The following is a 20,358-nucleotide window of genomic DNA, read 5'->3' as shown; positions in this document are numbered from 1 at the left end:
TGATAATATATAAGTAGAACTTGAAAACAAAGGGGAGAAATAATCATGAAACTAGTCGTTATTAACGGTACACCAAGAAAATTTGGTAGAACTCGCGTGGTGGCAAAATATATTGCGGATCAATTTGAAGGGGAATTATATGATTTAGCAATTGAGGAGTTACCTTTGTACAATGGAGAAGAGTCACAACGTGATTTAGCGGCAGTAAAAAAATTAAAAACGTTAGTGAAAGCTGCGGATGGGGTTGTATTATGTACACCAGAATATCATAATGCGATGAGCGGTGCGCTGAAAAACTCTTTAGATTACTTAAGTAGTAGTGAATTTATTCATAAACCAGTTGCGTTGTTAGCGGTTGCTGGCGGTGGTAAAGGTGGAATAAATGCATTAAACAGCATGCGAACGGTTGCTAGAGGTGTTTATGCAAATGCAATTCCAAAACAAGTTGTGCTTGATGGATTACATGTGCAAGATGGTGAACTTGGGGAAGATGCCAAACCATTAATTCATGATGTAGTTAAAGAATTGAAAGCATATATGAGCGTATATAAAGAGGTGAAAAAACAACTAGGAGTGGAGTGATATGTCCTCACTTTATCATGATTCTCGCTTGTATTACATTCTAGGGGCCAATAGTCTATCTGCTATTGGTTCCGGAATTGTTATGATAACGATTCCGTGGCTGTTAATTAAAGAGAGTGGAGGAGAGACAACGTTTGGCTATGTTTCCATCATCTCAACTCTAATTATGTTTTTATTAACGCCGTTTATCGGGCAAAGTATTGATCGCTTCTCTAGAAAATCTTTATTGTTATGTAACGAAGGAATTGGGATAGCCGTAATCGGAATAATGGTTATGTGGGGATTTGCTGGGCAATCCTATCATTCTATTCACTATATTCTTATTTATATAGCAGGGTCTTTTTACTATTTGTTATTTTATCCTACAATTTTTGCATTTAACCAAGAAATTTTCCAAGCAGAACATTATAAAAGTTTAAGTGGGACGATGGAAATACAAGGACAGTTAACACAAGTTATTTCAGGAGCAGCCGCGAGCTTCTTAATTGAAATTGTGTCTTTGAAGTGGATTTTGTTAGTAGATATGTTTACTTTTGTAGGAGCACTTTTCCTGTTCTTATGTATACCATACGTAAAGAAAAAGGAAGTAAAAAAGAAAGTAACATTTAAGAAGCAATTGTTCGAAGGAATTCACTTTATGAAAAAACGTCCCAAGCTCTTTTGGTTCTTACTGGCCACTTATATGCCATTTATCGGTGTCATGATGGCAAATTATTTAATACCAGTTTATATTTCGGATATACTCAAAGCCAATGCCTCTGTATATGCAATAGAGGGCATGATGTACGGTGTCGGAGCGGTTGTTGCAGGAATCTGTATTCCACTCATAATGGAATATGTCAAAACAGAAGTTTCAATCGTTATGACGATGTTCATTTATGTAATTTCAATTACCGCAATGAGTATTGAACCTTCCGTAATGTTGTTATATGGACTAGCGATTTTTCATGCAATTGGAAATGCGGGGACAAGAGTGGCGAGAAATGTATTGATGATGGAGGAAATTCCAAATGAAGTAATGGGACGTGTAGACAGCTTATTTCGCCTAATTGGTACTGGAATACGAATTGTATTATTAATGTTGTTTACAGCGGGTGTATCTAAAGCTGGGGTAATGCTTCCGTTTTACGTACTTAGCTGTATATTGATTCTATCATTAGGAATTGCTCTTTATTATGTATATTCACAACGTAAAGTAGGAACGAACGTTTCTAATAAATCAATCGTTTAAAAAACCTTCTGCCTTCCAATCTTTTTCTATCATTCCTTTCGAGAGGACTCCCACCTCTAAACGTAAGTGAAGGTGGGAGTCCTCTCGAAAGAAATATTTTATTTTCGAGAAAAAAACAGAAACGTATGTTCTTTTTTGCTATAATATCCTTAACAAGGAGGTGAATAAAATGGTAAAGGAAAATCCATCAAACTATAAAACTCTTCAAATCTGGATTAAAAAAGGGCATCGTATGTATTCTTATTTTCAAGAATGTTGTCATAACGCTAAGAACATGTACAACACCACAAACTTTTATATACGCCAGGTGTACACTGGATTAACACAAAAAAAAGAGTTGCAGCCTTTGCAAAAAGAAGTTCTGGATAATATTCATAAAAATATTGGTAAGATGAATGACACACAACTTCTTGCCTATCAGAAGAAATTGGAAAAAGAGAAATTAAAGCCTAAAGAAGAACAGAAAGAGATTAAATGTAATTTGTTTTCAGAACCTAATTTTGAAAAGCCTTATGTAGATTACAACTTTCTAGATGCACTATTTAAGGCTATGATTCAAAATGATTATCGAGCTTTGCCTACGCAATGTAGCCAGTCCATCATGAAAGGTTTGTTCCAAAATTGGAAATCTTTTTTTGCTATTTTAAAAGACTATAAAAAGAATCCAAACAAATATGCTGGAATGCCTAGGATCCCAAAGTATATTCATTCTTCTGAAAAAGAGATTCTGTATACAAACCAAGATTGCATCATTAAAAACGGTAGATTTTTAAAGTTTCCAAAGACGAAATTACAATTGAATATTGGGAAACTAGGTTTCACTGAAGGTAAACTGAAACAAGTTCGTGTGATTCCAAAATACAATGAATATGTAGTGGAATTGGTAATTGATGTTCCTTCTGAAGAACAAATTATTGAAGAGAATGCTCGTTATATGAGTATTGATTTAGGGATTGATAACCTTGCAACCATCGTAACAAACACAGGTATGAAACCTGTCCTTGTTAAGGGCAAACATGTCAAAAGCATAAATCAATATTACAACAAAATGAAGAGTCATTTTACAAGCATTCTTAGAAATGGAAAACAAACTAATGAAGGACCTTTTACTTCTAAAAGGATAGAAAAACTTCATCAAAAACGTTACTTGAAAATAAAAGACGTCTTCCATAAAGTTAGTCACCACATCGTAAAACTAGCTCAAGAAGAAGAAGTTTGTAAAATCGTTATAGGTCAAAACAAAAGTTGGAAACAAGAAACGAATATGGGAAAAAGAAATAACCAATCGTTTTGTCATATCTCGCATAATTTACTGATTCAAATGATTACATACAAAGCAAATGCTGTAGGCATTCAAGTTGTTGTAACTGAAGAATCATATACATCGAAAGCAAGTTTTCTGGATAACGACTTCATTCCAACGTATAGAGAAAATGACCAAAATACAACTTTTTCAGGAAAACGAATAGAGCGCGGCATATATCGTTCAGCAAATAAAACTTTAATTAATGCAGATGTAAATGCTGCGGCTAACATTTTACGAAAAGTAATCCCAAATGCATGGACAAATGGGATAGAGGGGTTAGGCGTGAAACAGCTCGCTAATGTGTTAACTCCCCTGACGTTAATCGTCCGTTAGGTCGAAACGTTAGAAACCCTCACTTCAAGCTTTGCTAAGTGGGGGAGTGTTCATATAATAAAAAGAAAGGGAGTGCAAACATATATATGAACAAATGGATACTACTTATAATCTTATTATTACCACCACTATACATTCTTTATATGACCTTTCGAATGAAGGAAGTTGCTCGTGAAAAATTGAGCTATCACTCTCCGTACGTTCTTATACTGGGTGCAAAGTTATTTGGAGATAGACCGTCTTTATCTCTTCAAAATCGTTTGGATGTAGCGTTGGAATATTTATTTTCCCACCCTGAAGCGAAAGTAGTTGTTTCAGGTGGTCAAGGAGAAGATGAAGATATACCGGAAGCTCACAGCATGAGAAACTATTTAATGGTATACGGTATAGATGAGAGTCGTATTTTAATAGAAGATCAATCTACAAATACGTATGAAAACTTAAAGTTTAGTATGGATTTATATAATGTGAAACATGCAGTAGTTGTAAGTAATACGTATCATTTATATAGAACGAAAATAATTGCAAAGCGTTTAGGCATGAAGATGGAGGCACTAGCTGCTGAAACACCAATTCGTTCTAAGAGAAAAATGTATGTGCGTGAATATGCTGCTATAATGAAAACAATATTGTTAGACCGTTAGAGCTCAAATGTGAGCTCTTTTTTTGTAGAATAATGCGTATCATTTGAAATGAATTCCATATTCCATCAAAATAAAGGAAACAACGATAAAGGAGTTGTATTTGTGATTCAGTTTAATCAAGTGTCAAAATCATATGAAGATGGCACAAAAGCAGTGGATTCATTGCATTTAGAAATTAAAAAAGGAGAATTTTTTGTTCTCATTGGTCCGAGTGGTTGCGGGAAAACAACGACAATGAAGATGGTTAATCGTTTAATTGAAACGACTGAAGGCTCAATTTTAATCGATGGAAAAGATATTCAACAATATAATATTAATGAATTACGTTGGGATATAGGGTACGTGCTGCAGCAAATCGCTTTGTTTCCGCATATGACAATTGCAGAAAATATTGCAGTTGTTCCTGAAATGAGAAAATGGAATAAAGAAAAAATAAAAGCCCGTGTCGATGAGTTGCTACAGATGGTCGGGCTAGAACCAGATGTATATCGTAATCGTATGCCTGATGAATTGTCAGGGGGGCAAAAGCAACGTGTTGGTGTCGTACGGGCATTAGCCGCAAATCCGAAAATCGTTCTTATGGATGAACCGTTTAGTGCGTTAGATCCGTTAAGTAGGGAACAGCTTCAGAAGGATATTGTACAATTGCAAAAAAAGATTCAAAAAACAATTGTGTTCGTAACGCATGATATGCAAGAAGCGTTATCGCTTGGAGATCGTATTTGTATTATGAAAGAAGGAAAAGTTGTTCAATTAGATACACCAGAAGGTATTATACATAATCCGAAAAATGAATTTGTAGAGGAGTTCATTGGAAATCGTGGACGACCTTGGTATGAGGGGAAAAGTATAGAAGATGTATTACCACTTGATGAAAGCATGCGGGGAGAAGGGGAGGCACTTTCATTACATTCATCTTTACAAGAAGCATTAGTTCGCCTGCGAGCTGAAGAAGTCGTTCCAGTTGAAGAAAATGGTCAATATGTTGGCGCTTTAACAAGTCGTCATATTGTCAATTACATTGTTGAACAAATGAAGGAAAGAGGCTAAACAGTGACTGATTTTATACAAACGTTCCAAGAACGAAAAATAGAATTACTAACTGCATTAAGTGAGCATTTACAAATATCGCTTATTTCATTATTTTTTGCAGTAATTATTGCGGTACCACTTGGCATTTTATTAACGAGAAAAGAACGACTGGCTGAGTTTATAATAGGAACTTCAGCAGTAATGCAGACAGTCCCATCGCTTGCATTACTAGGACTATTAATTCCGTTAGTAGGAATTGGCAAACTTCCAGCCATTATTGCTTTAGTTGTGTATGCACTATTACCTATTTTACGAAATACATATACAGGAATAAGGGAATTAGATGAATCACTAATAGAAGCCGCGAGAGCTATGGGGATGAATAGTTGGAGAAGACTGTGGAAGGTAGAACTTCCTCTTGCTTTACCAATTATTATGGCCGGTATTCGTACGGCGATGGTATTAATTGTTGGAACAGCTACATTAGCAGCTCTTATAGGTGCTGGTGGGCTCGGTAAACTCATTTTACTTGGTATCGATCGGAATGATCATGCGCTTATCATTTTAGGGGCCGTACCAGCCGCGTTACTCGCTTTATTCTTTGATGTAGTACTTCGCATACTTGAACAACCAAAACGCTCTTCTAAGCGTGTTATATTGACGATATGTATCACTCTTGTAATGGTCGCCGCTCCATTTCTTTGGAATACACAAAAGAAAGATATTGTTATTGCGGGGAAACTTGGATCAGAACCTGAAATTTTAATTCAAATGTATAAGCAGCTTATTGAACAAGATACCGATTTACACGTACAATTAAAACCAGGTCTTGGAAAAACAGCGTTTGTATTTGAAGCGTTAAAATCAGGAGAAGTAGATATATACCCAGAGTTTTCAGGAACAGCTTTATCTACTTTCGTGAAGGAAGAACCGAAAAGTACAAATCGTGATGAAGTATATGAACAAGCTCGCATAGGAATGGAAAAGAAATATAATATGTCCATGTTGAAGCCGATGGAGTATAACAATACATATGCATTAGCTATGCCGAAAAAAATAGCAGCTCAAAATAATATAAATACAATTTCTGATTTAGGAAAAATTGCACAGGATGTAAAAGTAGGATTCACATTAGAATTTGCTGATCGTGAAGACGGTTATAAAGGAATGCAAAAATTATATAACTATAAATTTTCAAATGTGAAAACGATGGAACCGAAACTACGTTATAGTGCAATTCAATCAGGGGATGTTAACGTAATCGATGCATATTCAACAGATAGTGAGCTGGAGCAATACGGACTTAAAGTACTAAAAGATGATAAAGGGTTATTCCCACCATATCAAGGTGCACCATTATTAAGAAAAGAGACGTTACAGAAATATCCTGAGCTTGAAAAAGTATTAAATAAATTATCTGGGAAGATTACAGATGAAGAAATGCGAAAAATGAATTATGAAGTAAATGTGAATGGGAAAAGTAGTGAAGAAGTTGCGAAACAATTTTTACAAAAAGAGAATTTACTTCGTTAATTTTACAAGAAATATACAAATTTATATGTATGAAATGACCGTTCATTACAAAATGGACGGTTTTTTTGTGCATACTTATACATTTTTTCAAAAAAGTATTCCATTTTTCTTCATTTTCTTTTAGAATAAGTAATGTTTTCCTGAAAAAATATAAGAGAAACGTCTATTAGAGAAAAAGGTGACTTTAATAGTTGAACGAACATAACACCTAGAATGACAGATGGGGTGGTACAAATAGAAAAGAAGTTAGGGTTTTTTCCATTAATCGCATTAGTAGTTGGAACAATGGTTGGTGGCGGTGTTTTTAGTTTACCGCATGATTTAGCAGTGGGAGCAAACAGTGGCGCAATAATAATTGGCTGGTGTATTACAGCGATGGGAATGATTCCACTTGCGCTCGTATATCAAACGTTAGCAAGACAAAAACCGGAACTTGAAGGTGGAATTTATAGTTATGCACGTGCTGGTTTCGGTGAATATATTGGATTTAATAGTGCTTGGGGATATTGGCTAGCAGGAATCTTAGGTAATGTCGCAACAATTATGTTACTGTTTAGTACATTAGGTTATTTCTTTCCAATTTTCAAAGGAGGAAATAATGTTGCGTCTATCGTTGGGGCATCACTTTTATTATGGACACTTCATTTTCTAATTTTATTTGGAATCCGTGAAGCTTCTATTATGAATGTGATCGCAACAATAGGGAAGTTAGTTCCAATCGTTTTATTTATTGTTGTAATGGTAACAGCCTTTCGCTGGGACACATTTACACATGATTTTTGGGGAGAAGGAACGATCTCACTTTCCGCTATACTTGGTCAAGTGAAAAATACAATGCTTGTAACACTTTGGGTTTTCATTGGAGTTGAAGGAGCGGTTGTATTATCTGGAAGAGCGAAGAATAGTCGAGATGTTGGTAAGGCAACAGTATTGGGACTTATTTTAGTAATGTCCATTTATATTTTAATTTCTGTCTTGTCGATGGGAGCTATGACAAGAGGCGAACTTTCTGTGTTAGAAACTCCGTCAATGGGACATGTATTAGAGCACGTTGTTGGTCCATGGGGTGCAGTTGCGATTAACATCGGATTAGTTGCTTCACTTGTCGGTACATTAATTGGCTGGTTTTTACTTGTTTCTGAAATTTCACACGTAGCAGGAAAAGATGGCGTATTTCCGAAAGTCTTTACGAAAACAAATAAAAAACAAACACCGCACATGGCATTATGGATCTCAAATGGTGTTGCCCAAATTATATTTATCATCGTTTTGTTTTCGGAATCAACATATCAAATTATGTATTTCATTGCATCAACATCAATTTTATTACCATATTTATTATCAGCGTTATTCCAATTTAAATTAGTCATTACAAACGAACTAAAAGACGCTAAATTAAAAAACGGAGCGTTAGCTTTAATTGCTTCTATTTACTCTGTATGGCTTCTTTATGCAGCGGGTTTAAAGAATTTACTACTCGTTTCAATTGTGTATGGAATTGGAATTATTGTTTACACGTTTGCAAGAAAAGAACAAGGGAACCGTTGCTTTGCAGGTGCAGAGAGATATGTGATGTGGGCAATTATTATTGCGGCTATCACATCACTGTATATGTTATTAACTGGAAATATAAAAATGTAAAAAGTCCTTTTCATTTAAAGGGCTTTTTTCTTTGTTTAGAGAATATTTACTACATAAGATATTCAGGAGGGATGAGAATGGAAGAAAAAGAACAGTTGTCTAGAATAATTGATTTAGCTAGCGAGTTAAGGAAAGTATTAGTGCAAGAATCATTTTTTAATCATCATCCTGAACTGAGAGGAGTCATTGAAAATTTAGCAAGTTCTGTTGAAAATTTGGCGGAATTACAAAAAAGTAAAGATGAAAACGCTGAAGATCGATTACGTTACGTACTTGCGAAAATGAAAATTGCTCATAATGCAATTTTACAAGAGAAAAAAGCATTTCCTTCTCATTAATATACGTTTTCATTTTGAACCTGGCGGATAACGTCAGGTTTTTTGTTTCTAGTTTTTCGTTTTTTTCATACACTAAGAATAGTATGAAAAAAGAAGGTGACGAAGGTGAAATTACATAAAGCTCTTCAGCCAAGTTTTATAAAACGAATGTACTATATGAGGTTTATCGGGAAGTTTACAAAAGCAGAGAGAGAGAAGAGTGGAGAGAATTTCTTTGTACAATGCCTATCGCCAATACCACTCACGTTACAAGAGCAATTAAAAAATGAACCATACGTATTTGAAGGTTTATGTAGCAATAAAAAGAATGAAAAAGTCTTTTCGGAATTAAAGAAAAGAAAATTAGAAAAGCAATTGGCTATGTTTCGCCTCTATTATGAAAGAGGACATTTATACGTGGAGTTAATTTGTACAGAGGAACCGCGAGAAGTGGTAAACGACTATAAAATGATTCCAGTACCTAAAGTTTCCGATTTCAGAAAGGGAGAGTCTTTAGAAAGAAAACTTGGTAATGGTTATTTGTCATTTCTAATGCCAAAATATCCAAAAGACTTTGAGCCTCCTGAATTATTGTGGCACGAGGGAAGATTATATGGAAATATATCTTTAAAGTCATCATCAATTAGTTCAATCGCATATTTTGAACAGCAGCGGGAATGTAAGTATATAGAATTAAATGACTGGATGAAGTATGTAGAAATAGCGGTAGAAGATCAATTATATTTTGTAAGCAATCATGTGTATGAGCAATTAAAAAAACGAATGACGGAAGAAGGTAAGCTTGTAGAGGTAGAGGAAATAAAAGTGCATAAGGATGAATGGGAATGGGATGAGCGTGAATCCGTCTTTTTACAGTATGTAAAAAGTTTTGTGCGTAATAAAGGGATATATTTGGATGAAACGGATATTTATAATTTTCATATAAGTGCAAAAACAAATATGTTGACGATTCTTGGTGGTATACCAGGCGCTGGGAAATCCCGTTTTGTGCAAGCTTATGCAGAAGCACTTGGATTACAGTATGGAGAAGAATTGGTTTGGATTCCGATTTCACCATCGTATCAAGAACCACATGATTTACTTGGTTACCTTCACCCAAATGGTTCTTTTATTGAAAGTGAAACAAAATTAGTTAGGGCGTTAATGAAGGCGAAAGAAAATCAAAATCAGCTGTATATAATAGTTTTTGATGAAATGAATATGTCACATATTGAGCATTGGTTTACTCCATTTCTATCTGTTCTTCAACTTGAAAAGCAAAACCGTATTTTAAATTTGTATGAAGGTATACAAGAAAAAGAAAATCCAATTCCACCAACAATTGAAATTGGAGAAAATATTATATTTGTAGGTACTGTGAATTTTGATGAAACAACGAAAGAGCTCTCAGATCGATTATTAGATCGGACGAATGTAATAACTTTACGAAAGATTCCGTTTTGTGAGATGTGCATGGAGCAGGAGAAAGTTGTATTACAAAAACCTCTGAAAGTAACTACAGGAGAATTTCGTATAAATTGGGTAAGGAATAAATCAATGATTGAAGTATTTTCTGAAGAAGAGTTAGAGTTGTTAGATAAATTACATGGTGTATTGTCATCACACGATGCGTCAAAGGGAATTTCTTTTCGATGTGCAAATGCAATAGCTACTTACTTGCAAAATATACCGTTCCAAAATAATCATTCCTATATGATCAGTAGAGAAGAAGGATTTGATTTACAAATAAAGCAACGTGTATTGACGAAAATAAGAGGGACTGAAATGATGGTGGGTTCTTTACTTTCAGAAGAAGTAAAAAGGGGAGCGACATTAGTACCTCTCTTGCAATCTACACTTGCAAACAGAGTATCTACATTTGAACACTCTTTAGCATATATAAGAGAAAAGCGTAGAGAACTGGAGTTGTATGGCTATGCAAAATGAAGGGCGATATGAAACAGAAATCGTTGATACGAAAGAAAAACTTCCTTTTGTATTAAAGTTAATCATTGGAACAGAGGCAAAAGGGGAATATATATTATTAAATCGTCTTTGTACATCTACTACAGCATTAGTACAATGTATTTATAAAGTACAAGAATTAAAACCAATCAGATTGCATTACCATTATGAAAGTCCAATGAATATTACTTTTATATGGAATAAAGTATATGAGGGGCAGAAAAATATAAAAGAGTCAAAGTATGAAATAAATGAAAAAAAACAAAAGGTACTAATATATGAACATGGTAAAACAGAATTCTTTTATCCATGGCGTTGTGGCTTATATCATTTTGAAGTGAATATAGAAGATAGAACGTATTATGGTGCTTTTCAAGTCGTCCCTAAAAATTTTTTTGATGACCAATTTGAAATGATTCAAAACTATGTGAAATCAATTTTAAATGAGTTGATTTTAGATAGGGGTTATTATAAAAAGACTTTCTCTACACTTAGTGATATTGAAGATTCTTCTTATTTAGTGTTACTTAGAAAGTTGCCGCAAAAAATGAAAAAGATAAAGCAAATTTTTAAGAAAATAGAATCGAGTTCAAAATTTATACATGAATATAAATGGGAAGAAAAGGAGCGTAAAGCAACGAGAAAAGGAACCATAGTAGCGGATAGAAAACCGTATGCAAAATATTATAATCGTAAGTTCATAGAACAAAAAAATAGTAAGGAAAATGCATTTCTTAAATTTAAAGCGATGCAATTTTATCTCTATTTACTTGAAGCTGAAAGTTTTTTGTGTCAAACAATTGAAATATTAGAAAGAGCAAAAAAGAAGAAATATGAAGAATTTCAAGCTGTAAAAACGATTATACAAACAATTGAGCGTAATGGATCAGTTACCGATAGAGAGAAACAAAAATACAAAAATTTACATTTACTAAAAGAGGCGGATTTACGAAAAAGTTCCATGAAGATACAAGAATATAAAATATTAGCGCATTTTGTACATGAAAGTGTACAATACTTTCAAACTTTAACGCATTCTCCATTTTGGAGAGAAGTTTCTGAAACGGGTAACATGAACTCACATAATTTACCGATACCACATCAACAATTACTACAGCATTTAGATTTACTTCCACAATATACAGATCAATCCCCATCTTTATTATTTGTTTATAAACCAACATTTTTAGTGTATGAATACTACGCTTTTTTTATCGTTATTTCCATGTTAGAGCAAATTGGTTTTGAGGCTAGAAATTCCATTCGTGAACAAATACAGGAACATTTTTATGTTGATGGATTACAAGATGGAACGACAGTAGTTTTACATCGAGATGACATTAGAGTGCATGTCGCATTTAATGATTTAATTGAAACACATCCACTTATTGCATTAAGTAAAGGGAGTAATTTTTATAATGGAGAAGACACGAAGAAGCCAGATATTCGCTTAGACTGTTATGTAAAGGAAGAAGAGAAATATATATATCAATCTTCTATTATTATCGAAGTGAAATATAGCCCAATGTACAATATTTTTCAGCACGTTGGAAATACAAAAGCAACTGAGCAAATGTATAAGTACTGGTCTATAAAATATGTAGAAGAACAGGATGGAAGGCGAGTCTATTATCGAAGGGCCATTTATGAAGTCATTTGTGTATATCCAGGAAGTCATATGCACAGTAAAAAAATTGAGTCTGGGTGCGGTGTGTTCTTGCAACTATATCCATATAAAACGAAACAAGGGGAAGAGAAATTAGCTGGAAAACATGGAATGGTACAAATTTTTGAGAAGTGGTTAAAAAGCATTAAGAAGTAAAAGAAATCCTTTTTCATAAAGGATTTCTTTTAGGTTAAGCAGAATTATATGCAGTGTGGAAAGAAGCATACTACGATTTGAATTTGAAAGTAATCTAAATATGTTGTAAGAAGAGCGGTACATGAGAGATAAAAGACAATGAAGGTGGAATTTAATTCATTTTACAGAATATAATAAGTCGTAAATATTTTTAGTTGCATACGAAGATTTGTTCTTATATGATAGATAGTGAAAGCGTTATCAAAAACAGAGCGGCGATGGGAAAGGCGGGTATATATGTTCCAGCGTGTTCAAACAAAGGAAGAACATTTTTGGTTCGAGCAACTATGGGGAGATTTTTGTGAAGAAAGAAACTTAATGTTCGTAGAACGTAATTTAAATCCATCACGATTTTTATTAATAGAAGATGAACATCATATCGGTACAGTAGAATGTATTAAGTATACGGTACCAGAGCAATCAAATTCTGAGTTTTTCTATCCGTTTTCTAAAAATGACTTAGTGAAAGATTTGAAAAATGTATATGAAATAGGAAAGTTAAGTATTGCGAAAACGTCTCGTGGGAGAGGACACTTCAAAAGATTAACAGCTATTTTATTTATGCATGCATTAGAAACGAAAGCAGAATGGTATATTGCAGCAGTTACAAAAAGAATGTATATGTATTTATTAACACTCGGTTTCCCAATTGAACCGATAGATAATCCATTTCAGTTTCATGATACTTTACAAGGTGTACCAGTACGAATTCATGCCCGAAAAGGGGCTACACATTTGTATTCTTTAAAAGAATTTCGAGATGTGATTCAAGGGAACGCTCATGCACAGGCATTAATCGCAGAATACAGTAAAAATATTATGTTAACCAAATAAAACGAAATGAATATGTATAATAAAGAGAATGCTATTTTAATATGAAATCATTCTTCATGAAAAAAGACCCTTATTATTTTAATAAGGGTCTAAAAATTATAATCCAAATATACTAAAAATCATTTTACGGCGCTTCGGTTTCTTTTCTCGTTCATATGTTGGTTTTGTATCGGGAGTAATAAATAATGGTTCTTCTTTCTTAAGGCCAGCTTCTAGCTTTTGAATTCGCTCTAACATTTCCTCCATTTCACGGCGATGTTGTAAAAGTTGGTACGTAACAACATCATTTGCTTTATCTTGCATTTGTTCTTCCATTCGATCTAACCTTCTCGTAATAGTGTTTAATTGATCGGCTAATTGTTTAAAATCATGCGATGATATGTTTTGAACAATTGTGTTTACTTGAGTTTTTAATTCTTCAACATCATTTGATGATGTTTTTTGAGCAGGGTGAGAGTTCTGGGGTTGCTCTATTTGTGAAAGATGGTATTCTAACATTTGATCTAAATCATCTTGTGTAAAAATAAAGTGACCATATTTATTTTTTTCTATCGTAAGATTTAATTGTTGTGCAATCCGGACAACAGCTTTTGGGCTAACACCTAATTTTTTTGCGATAAATGGTGTTTTATATTCCAAAATAATCCCTCCTATATATATCCTGTTGAATGATTTCGATCTATGAAGTAAGTTCCCTTCTGGTGTGACAAAAGAAGTGTGGAATCGGCAAAGAAAGTGTTTTTTCACGAAATGAGGCTGTGAGGAATATATCGTGTATATAAAAATATTTTATTGTAAGATTTAGAATTATTTGACTAAGGGAAATAAATTAGATTATCATAATGATAAATATCTTTTTTATGTATGCATATAATATATAAAAAGGTGGTTGCTAATGTAGAATTTTGTTAGAGTATTAGAATGCTTACTTCACTTGAATAAAATTAAGTAGGAGGTGGCTTCCTTGCTTACAATGTAAGTAAGGAAAAGTATTTGGACATATATAGTATAAGTATAGTGATTGTTTTAATTGCCTTAACGGCATTTTTCGTTGCAGCAGAATTTGCAATTGTTAAAGTGCGAAGTTCACGAATTGACTATTTAATTGCAGAAGGAAATAATCGCGCAACACCTGTCAAAACAGTCATTACAAACTTAGACGAATATTTATCAGCTTGTCAGCTAGGAATAACAGTTACAGCTCTGGGGATTGGGTGGTTTGGTAAACCTGCATTAAAGCAAATGTTTGACACGATTTTTGTGAATTTAAACATTTCTACTCAACTAGCGGACATTTTTGCTGTAATTTTAGTGTTTTTGTTTATTACATTTTTACATGTTGTAATAGGGGAATTGGCCCCAAAAACATTCGCGATTCAAAAAGCTGAACAAGTGAGTTTATTTGTTGCTAAACCGTTAATTATCTTTTATCGTATGGCGTTTCCGTTTATTTGGCTATTAAATGGATCAGCCCGAATTATTACGAAGTTCCTAGGGTTGAAACCGCCGAAAGGGCACGATGAGGTTCATTCAGAAGAAGAATTACGGTTATTAGTTTCAGAAAGTTACAAAAATGGCGAGATTAATCAGTCTGAATATAAATATGTAAATAAAATCTTTGAATTTGATGATCGTATAGCAAAAGAAATAATGGTACCCCGAACTGAGATGCATATTATAAGTAAAGACATGCCTGCTGAAGAAGCTTTGCAAAAAATGTCTCGGGAAAAATATACGAGATATCCAGTTGTTGATGGTGATAAAGATCATGTAATAGGTTTTGTAAACTTTAAAGATATTTTCACAGATTTTGTGCAGCATAAGGCGGTTAGTAATAAGAAAGTAGAGCAATATATTAGGCCAATCATTTTAGTTATCGACTCTATCCCAATACACGACTTATTTTTAAAAATGCAAAAAGAAAGAACACATATTGCTATATTGATAGATGAATATGGTGGTACGTCTGGACTTGTTACTGTTGAAGATATATTAGAAGAAATAGTTGGAGATATTCAAGACGAATTTGATACAGATGAACAGCCAGAAATTCAACAAGTAAGTGAAACGAAAACAATACTAGAGGGAAAAGTGCTTGTTAGTGAAGTAAATACGTTATTAGGTTTAACGATTGATGATAATGGTGTTGATACAATAGGTGGTTGGATTTTAACGAAGAATATAGAAATTGCTGAAGAGGATTTCATTGAAATTGAAAATTATAAGTTTTGTGTGAAAGAATTAGATGGACACTATATTAAGAGATTAGAAGTTACAAAGACTGTAGAATCAATTGCTATTTTAGAAGATGAAAAACAAATTTCATTACAAGAACAAATTAGTTCATAGACTCTGCTATATGGCAGAGTTTTTTTGAGCATAATGTTTTTTGGAGAATAAGAGCTATGATACAATGGCATAAGTCAGACCTTTCACTAGGTGAAGTATTGTTGTATACATATATTTGGAAGGAGCAGAATTATGAAAAAGCACTTATATATAAATGGAGCTTGGAAGTCTGTAAACACGTATAAACCATTATATGCACCGTATTCTGAAGAAACATTAGCGGAAATTGCACAAGGAACAGAAGAAGATGTAAAGGAGGCTGTTACTGCTGCAAAAAATGCAATGAAGAAAATGAATAAATTATCTGCATATGATCGTGCGACTATTTTAGAGAAGGTTGCACAAAAAATGGATGAAAGAAGAGAAGAATTTGCGGAGATTATTGCAAAAGAGGCCGCAAAACCAATTCGTGCTGCGAGGGGAGAAGTAGATCGTACCGTTCAGACATACAAATTTGCAGCGGAAGAAGCGAAGCGTATATACGGTGAGACATTGCCACTTGATGCAGCGCCTGGTGCAGATGGCCGTATTGCCTACACAATAAGAAAACCGATTGGGGTTATAGGGGCAATTACACCATTTAACTTTCCATTAAATTTAGTAGCACATAAAGTTGGCCCTGCAATTGCTGCCGGAAATACTGTTGTATTAAAACCAGCTGATCAAACGCCATTATCGTCTTACGCATTAGTTGAATTATTTGAAGAGGCTGGATTGCCAAAAGGAGCTTTAAATATTATTTCTGGTCCCGGTTCAACTGTAGGTGAGGCGATAGTAACAAATGATGATGTTGCTTCCATTACTTTTACGGGAAGTCCGAAGGTTGGAATTGGAATTAAGGCAAAGGCTGGGTTAAAGCGAGTTACGTTAGAACTAGGGTCAAATGCTGCTGTTATTATTGATGAAGATGTAGAATTAACGGATGAAATAATTGAACGTGTGAAATGGGGAGCATTTGTTAATAATGGACAAGTTTGTATTTCAGTGCAACGTGTTTTTGTACATGAAAAGAGAATGGATGAATTTCTTTCAAAGCTAAAGAAAGCGATGGAAACAGTTGTTGTTGGTGATCCATTGCTTGAAGAAACAGATGTATCGGCTTTAATTTCGAAAAAAGATGTAGAGCGAATTGAAATGTGGGTGCAAGAAGCAGTTAAAGCAGGAGCGAATGTTTTATATGGTGGTAAGAAACGTGATGAAAGGATTTTTGAACCAACTGTATTAACGAATGTTCCAGAGCATGTATCTGTTCAGTGCCAAGAAGTATTTGGTCCACTCATGACTGTAAATACATTTAAAGAATTTGATGAAGCAATAGAGAAAGTAAATCATTCGCGTTACGGTCTACAAGCAGGAGTATTCACAAATAATTTGTTCAAAGCAATGCGTGCGATTGACGAGCTAGAAGTTGGTGGTGTCATGATAAATGATATTCCAACGTTCAGGGTAGATCATATGCCTTACGGTGGTGTGAAAGAAAGTGGTACGGGGCGTGAAGGTATTAAATATGCAATAGAAGAAATGACAGAATTGAAATTAGTGTGTATAAAAAAATAAAGTAGATCCAGCTTAAACATCGCAATAAAAAACGAGCAGGGAATGTTTACGATTCCATACTCGTTTTTTATTGTTTGTTTTACGTTTCTCGGAACAATTTCATTTAAGCAAGTGTACCTTTTACTTCATTTCTTGTTTGAAAATAGCATCTTCTACATAAATTTGTTCTTTATCTACAGCGGTGCTATGAGATAATACTAAACCGATTGGTGTTTCTGTACCTTTATTTTGAACAATTGTAAAAGGAATATTTTTTTCATTTGCTAATTTGATGTATTTTGATAAATGTGGGTAAGCAATGCCACCATTTAGGAATATTTGTAATGATTGAGAAGAGCGCATGCTACTAGCTACTTCAGAATATACATTACTTTGCATTACTTGACCGATAGTTAAAGCGATTTCTACACGCTCACGTAATGTAGTTAAATACATATTACGTTCTTCTGGTTTGTTCTGCTTTTGGCCGTAAATGCCTTCTTGGAGATAATCTTCCACATTTTTATTTACCATATTTTTCACACCTTTCATTTTCTATTGTACGAAAGAATAAAGCAGGATGCAAAAAAAGTCTCATCAAATGTAAAAAACTTTGAATGAAATGAAGGGAAATGGAATGTATCAATCTAAACAATTAATAAAGTCATAAAAATTTTATCAACACATATTAACAAAATGTGACAATAATCTATTAACGAATTGCAGTTTTTGTGTTAATATTCAAAATATAAAGGGTGTTCGTCGCATGGAAATGGAGGGAATGGGGGTTTTTCCAATCGATAAGGATATTAAAGAAGTATTTTGTTCGCACTTGAAAAACAACAGGCACCAATTCGTTGAGAACTGGAAAAACAAAATGATAATTTCCGATAAAGATCCATTTAAACTAGAAGCAGTTCAAAATGGAGAGGATTTATTAGAGTTAATTATCGAACTTACTATGGAAGAAAAAGATATAGATTATCTTCAGCCATTATGCGAGAAAATTGCTATTGAACGTGCAGGAGCAGATGCGAATATTGGTGATTTTGTTTATAATGCAAATGTGGGAAGAAATGAGCTTTTCGAAGCGATGTGTGAATTAGATGTTAGCGCACGTGAATTGAAACCAATTATGGCTCAAATACATACTTGTTTTGACAAATTAATTTATTATACTGTTTTAAAATACTCGGAAATTATATCAAAAAATTTAGAGGAAAAACAGCAATATATTAACGAAACACATAAAGAAAGGCTGACGATTTTAGGGCAAATGTCAGCTAGTTTTGTACATGAATTTCGTAACCCACTTACTTCCATAATGGGATTTGTCAAATTATTAAAGGCAGATCATCCTAGTTTATCGTATTTAGATATTATTTCGCATGAATTAGACCAATTAAATTTTCGTATTTCGCAATTTTTACTCGTATCGAAAAAAGAAATGTGGACTGAATCAGAACGATTTTGGCTTAATGATTTGTTTCAAGATATTATACAGTTCTTATATCCGAGCTTGGTCAATGCGAATGTTTCGATTGAAAAGAATTTGCCGTATCCAATTTCGTTTGTTGGCTATCGGAGTGAAGTGAGACAAGTAGTTTTAAATATATTAATGAACTCAATTGACGCTCTTGAATCAATGAAAGAAGAACGAAAAATTATCATTGATGTATTTGAAGAAAATCAAGTGATTCGAATTGTGATAAAAAATAATGGGCCAATGATTCCAGCTGAAAATGTAGAAACGATTTTTGAACCATTTGTAACTACTAAAAAGTTAGGAACTGGTATTGGATTATTTGTATGTAAACAAATTGTAGAAAAACATAATGGGTCCATCATGTGCCGTTCAGATAAAGATTGGACAGAATTTCAAATTGTATTTCAAAAATAAACAGTCTACACCAAATGAATGGTGTAGACTGTTTTAATTCGTAAGTATAACGGCTTCTAATTTAGGATCTTTCGTTGAATAACCTAAAATTGAAATTGTATAAATGATGTTCGGTTCGACTTTGAAATTCGGTATAGTTAGCAAGACGCTTGGATTATCTGCGAGTGAAATTTCAATATCTGCTGTACCAGGACTAACTTCTAAAAAATCTGTTATTTGTTTAAATAGTACATTTTCAAATAAATGATCTCCACCTTTTAAATCTATATTTACAACAGGTGTATCTGGAGAAAAATGCGCAAAGCGTATTTTTGCTTGGCCAGCTGGTAAATGTGTATTATCAAGCATAGGTTGTAATTGTAGATGATTATCACTATTTATTGCGGCAAAAGTATAAGTGTGGTTTCCCATTATCGGTACTAAAGCTGAAAAGATGGGAGTTTCATTTCCGACAGGAACAATATCTATACGGTATTTACCTTGCACTAATGTTAAATAGGGACTAAATTGTTTAAACGAAATATTTTTAATAACCTTTTGCCCGTTTACTAAAATGTCAACTGCAGGTGTATTTGAAGCAGAGTGAAAAAACCTTATGTGTGATGGTAAAGTAGCTTCTTGGGAATCTCTTTTTTCATATGCCTGTACAAGTTTCGTAAGTGCATCGTAATATTTCATATATAACTCTACATATTTTTTCGGATTATGAAATTGGTAGTAACGAGCGAGTTGTTCGTAACGTGCAGCTTCTTGTCCATATTTTTCGAGCTCAGATTGAGACATGAACATTCCTCCTTTGTCATCATTAAAACTATATGCTTAGCAAGAACGAGGTTATGCGAAAAAATGGTTTTTAAAGGAGAAAATTTGTAATGAAGATGTTGAAATGCATGGTCTGAAATTCTTAAAAAAATAGGGATTTTTTAAATTATAGGCAAATACACATACGAAGTGATGATTGTCCTACATAATTTATAAAGGAATGGTAGTTTGAATTTGAGGGAAGGAGTGACGAATTGGGATGAGGTTATCCCAAAAGTGATTGGGAATGAAGTTATGAAGGATTTTGTGCTATAGTTTTTGATTTATTTTGCAAGTGAAGGTATTAACCGGTAATAGAGCGTCGTGCCGAACTGATTAATGTGGTTAATCGGTTCTTTTTTTATTGTATAAAACGAACTGTAAAGTATGTAGAATATTGTTTTTTATACAAATAATCGCTATGTATTTAGTAAGGATAATTGTCGAATTTTGTTTGAAAATATGCAATATAAAGTAGGTGAATAGGAAGGAG

General features: G+C 33.7%; 17 protein-coding genes. 14 read left to right on the top strand and 3 right to left on the bottom strand.

What is annotated here, in order from left to right; translation table 11 throughout:
- Positions 1 to 45: 45 nt before the first annotated feature.
- The 11 genes from DN390_RS14120 to DN390_RS14070 all read left to right on the top strand — a co-directional run bounded on the left by DN390_RS14120 (position 46) and on the right by DN390_RS14070 (position 13,279).
- Positions 46 to 582 carry an NADPH-dependent FMN reductase gene (locus tag DN390_RS14120; RefSeq protein ID WP_147807615.1) on the top strand — a complete coding sequence of 179 codons (537 nt, stop codon included), beginning with the start codon at positions 46 to 48 and terminating at the stop codon, positions 580 to 582.
- 1 nt (position 583) lies between these two features.
- Positions 584 to 1,813 carry an MFS transporter gene (locus DN390_RS14115; protein WP_147807614.1) on the top strand — a complete coding sequence of 410 codons (1,230 nt, stop codon included), beginning with the start codon at positions 584 to 586 and terminating at the stop codon, positions 1,811 to 1,813.
- A gap of 169 nt (positions 1,814 to 1,982) precedes the next feature.
- Positions 1,983 to 3,452: an RNA-guided endonuclease InsQ/TnpB family protein gene (locus DN390_RS14110; protein WP_147807613.1), complete on the top strand. Its 1,470-nt coding sequence runs from the start codon at positions 1,983 to 1,985 to the stop codon at positions 3,450 to 3,452.
- Between the two features lie 86 nt (positions 3,453 to 3,538).
- Positions 3,539 to 4,096, top strand: a complete 558-nt coding sequence (locus tag DN390_RS14105) for a YdcF family protein (RefSeq protein ID WP_147807612.1) — start codon at positions 3,539 to 3,541, stop codon at positions 4,094 to 4,096.
- A 102-nt stretch (positions 4,097 to 4,198) separates the two neighbouring features.
- A complete protein-coding gene (locus tag DN390_RS14100) occupies positions 4,199 to 5,146 on the top strand; it encodes an ABC transporter ATP-binding protein (RefSeq protein ID WP_147807611.1) in 948 nt (315 codons plus the stop codon).
- A gap of 3 nt (positions 5,147 to 5,149) precedes the next feature.
- Complete coding sequence (locus tag DN390_RS14095; RefSeq protein ID WP_147807610.1) at positions 5,150 to 6,661, top strand: ABC transporter permease/substrate-binding protein; 1,512 nt, start codon at positions 5,150 to 5,152, stop codon at positions 6,659 to 6,661.
- 213 nt (positions 6,662 to 6,874) lie between these two features.
- The gene (locus DN390_RS14090) at positions 6,875 to 8,302 is read left to right on the top strand and encodes a basic amino acid/polyamine antiporter (protein WP_060630704.1); all 1,428 of its coding nucleotides are present in this window, start codon (positions 6,875 to 6,877) and stop codon (positions 8,300 to 8,302) included.
- 77 nt (positions 8,303 to 8,379) lie between these two features.
- Positions 8,380 to 8,640 carry a hypothetical protein gene (locus DN390_RS14085; RefSeq protein ID WP_000391447.1) on the top strand — a complete coding sequence of 87 codons (261 nt, stop codon included), beginning with the start codon at positions 8,380 to 8,382 and terminating at the stop codon, positions 8,638 to 8,640.
- A 105-nt stretch (positions 8,641 to 8,745) separates the two neighbouring features.
- Complete coding sequence (locus DN390_RS14080) at positions 8,746 to 10,566, top strand: AAA family ATPase (RefSeq protein WP_147807609.1); 1,821 nt, start codon at positions 8,746 to 8,748, stop codon at positions 10,564 to 10,566.
- A complete protein-coding gene (locus tag DN390_RS14075) occupies positions 10,556 to 12,406 on the top strand; it encodes a hypothetical protein (RefSeq protein WP_147807608.1) in 1,851 nt (616 codons plus the stop codon). Before DN390_RS14080 ends, DN390_RS14075 begins: the two co-directional genes overlap by 11 nt.
- 276 nt (positions 12,407 to 12,682) lie before the next feature.
- Positions 12,683 to 13,279, top strand: a complete 597-nt coding sequence (locus DN390_RS14070; protein WP_016088027.1) for a hypothetical protein — start codon at positions 12,683 to 12,685, stop codon at positions 13,277 to 13,279.
- Positions 13,280 to 13,375: 96 nt separating this feature from the next.
- Here DN390_RS14070 and racA read toward each other — a convergent pair whose 3' ends face one another.
- A complete protein-coding gene (gene racA / locus DN390_RS14065) occupies positions 13,376 to 13,918 on the bottom strand; it encodes a chromosome-anchoring protein RacA (protein WP_147807607.1) in 543 nt (180 codons plus the stop codon).
- Positions 13,919 to 14,272: 354 nt separating this feature from the next.
- Between racA and DN390_RS14060 the strand changes: the two genes are divergently transcribed.
- Entirely contained in the window at positions 14,273 to 15,628 is a 1,356-nt protein-coding gene (locus DN390_RS14060; protein WP_147807606.1) for a hemolysin family protein, read from the top strand.
- A gap of 132 nt (positions 15,629 to 15,760) precedes the next feature.
- Positions 15,761 to 17,185, top strand: coding sequence for an aldehyde dehydrogenase family protein (locus DN390_RS14055; RefSeq protein ID WP_098539183.1), 1,425 nt, complete (start codon positions 15,761 to 15,763; stop codon positions 17,183 to 17,185).
- Between the two features lie 120 nt (positions 17,186 to 17,305).
- On the opposite strand, the gene DN390_RS14050 is transcribed toward DN390_RS14055, so the two are convergent.
- Positions 17,306 to 17,698 (bottom strand): YueI family protein, encoded by a 393-nt coding sequence (locus tag DN390_RS14050; RefSeq protein ID WP_063223431.1) that lies wholly within the window; start codon positions 17,696 to 17,698, stop codon positions 17,306 to 17,308.
- Positions 17,699 to 17,930: 232 nt separating this feature from the next.
- Here DN390_RS14050 and DN390_RS14045 point away from each other — a divergent pair, with 232 nt between their 5' ends.
- Positions 17,931 to 19,064 (top strand): BA2291 family sporulation histidine kinase, encoded by a 1,134-nt coding sequence (locus DN390_RS14045; protein WP_088116051.1) that lies wholly within the window; start codon positions 17,931 to 17,933, stop codon positions 19,062 to 19,064.
- Between the two features lie 33 nt (positions 19,065 to 19,097).
- Here DN390_RS14045 and DN390_RS14040 read toward each other — a convergent pair whose 3' ends face one another.
- A complete protein-coding gene (locus DN390_RS14040) occupies positions 19,098 to 19,847 on the bottom strand; it encodes a DUF4397 domain-containing protein (RefSeq protein WP_060630713.1) in 750 nt (249 codons plus the stop codon).
- Positions 19,848 to 20,358: the final 511 nt, after the last annotated feature.

Source organism: Bacillus sp. SH7-1 (genome assembly GCF_008042405.1).
GTDB lineage: Bacteria > Bacillota > Bacilli > Bacillales > Bacillaceae_G > Bacillus_A > Bacillus_A thuringiensis_N.
Note: the sequence above shows the minus strand (reverse complement) of the source record. Positions and strands in the feature narration are given on the sequence as shown.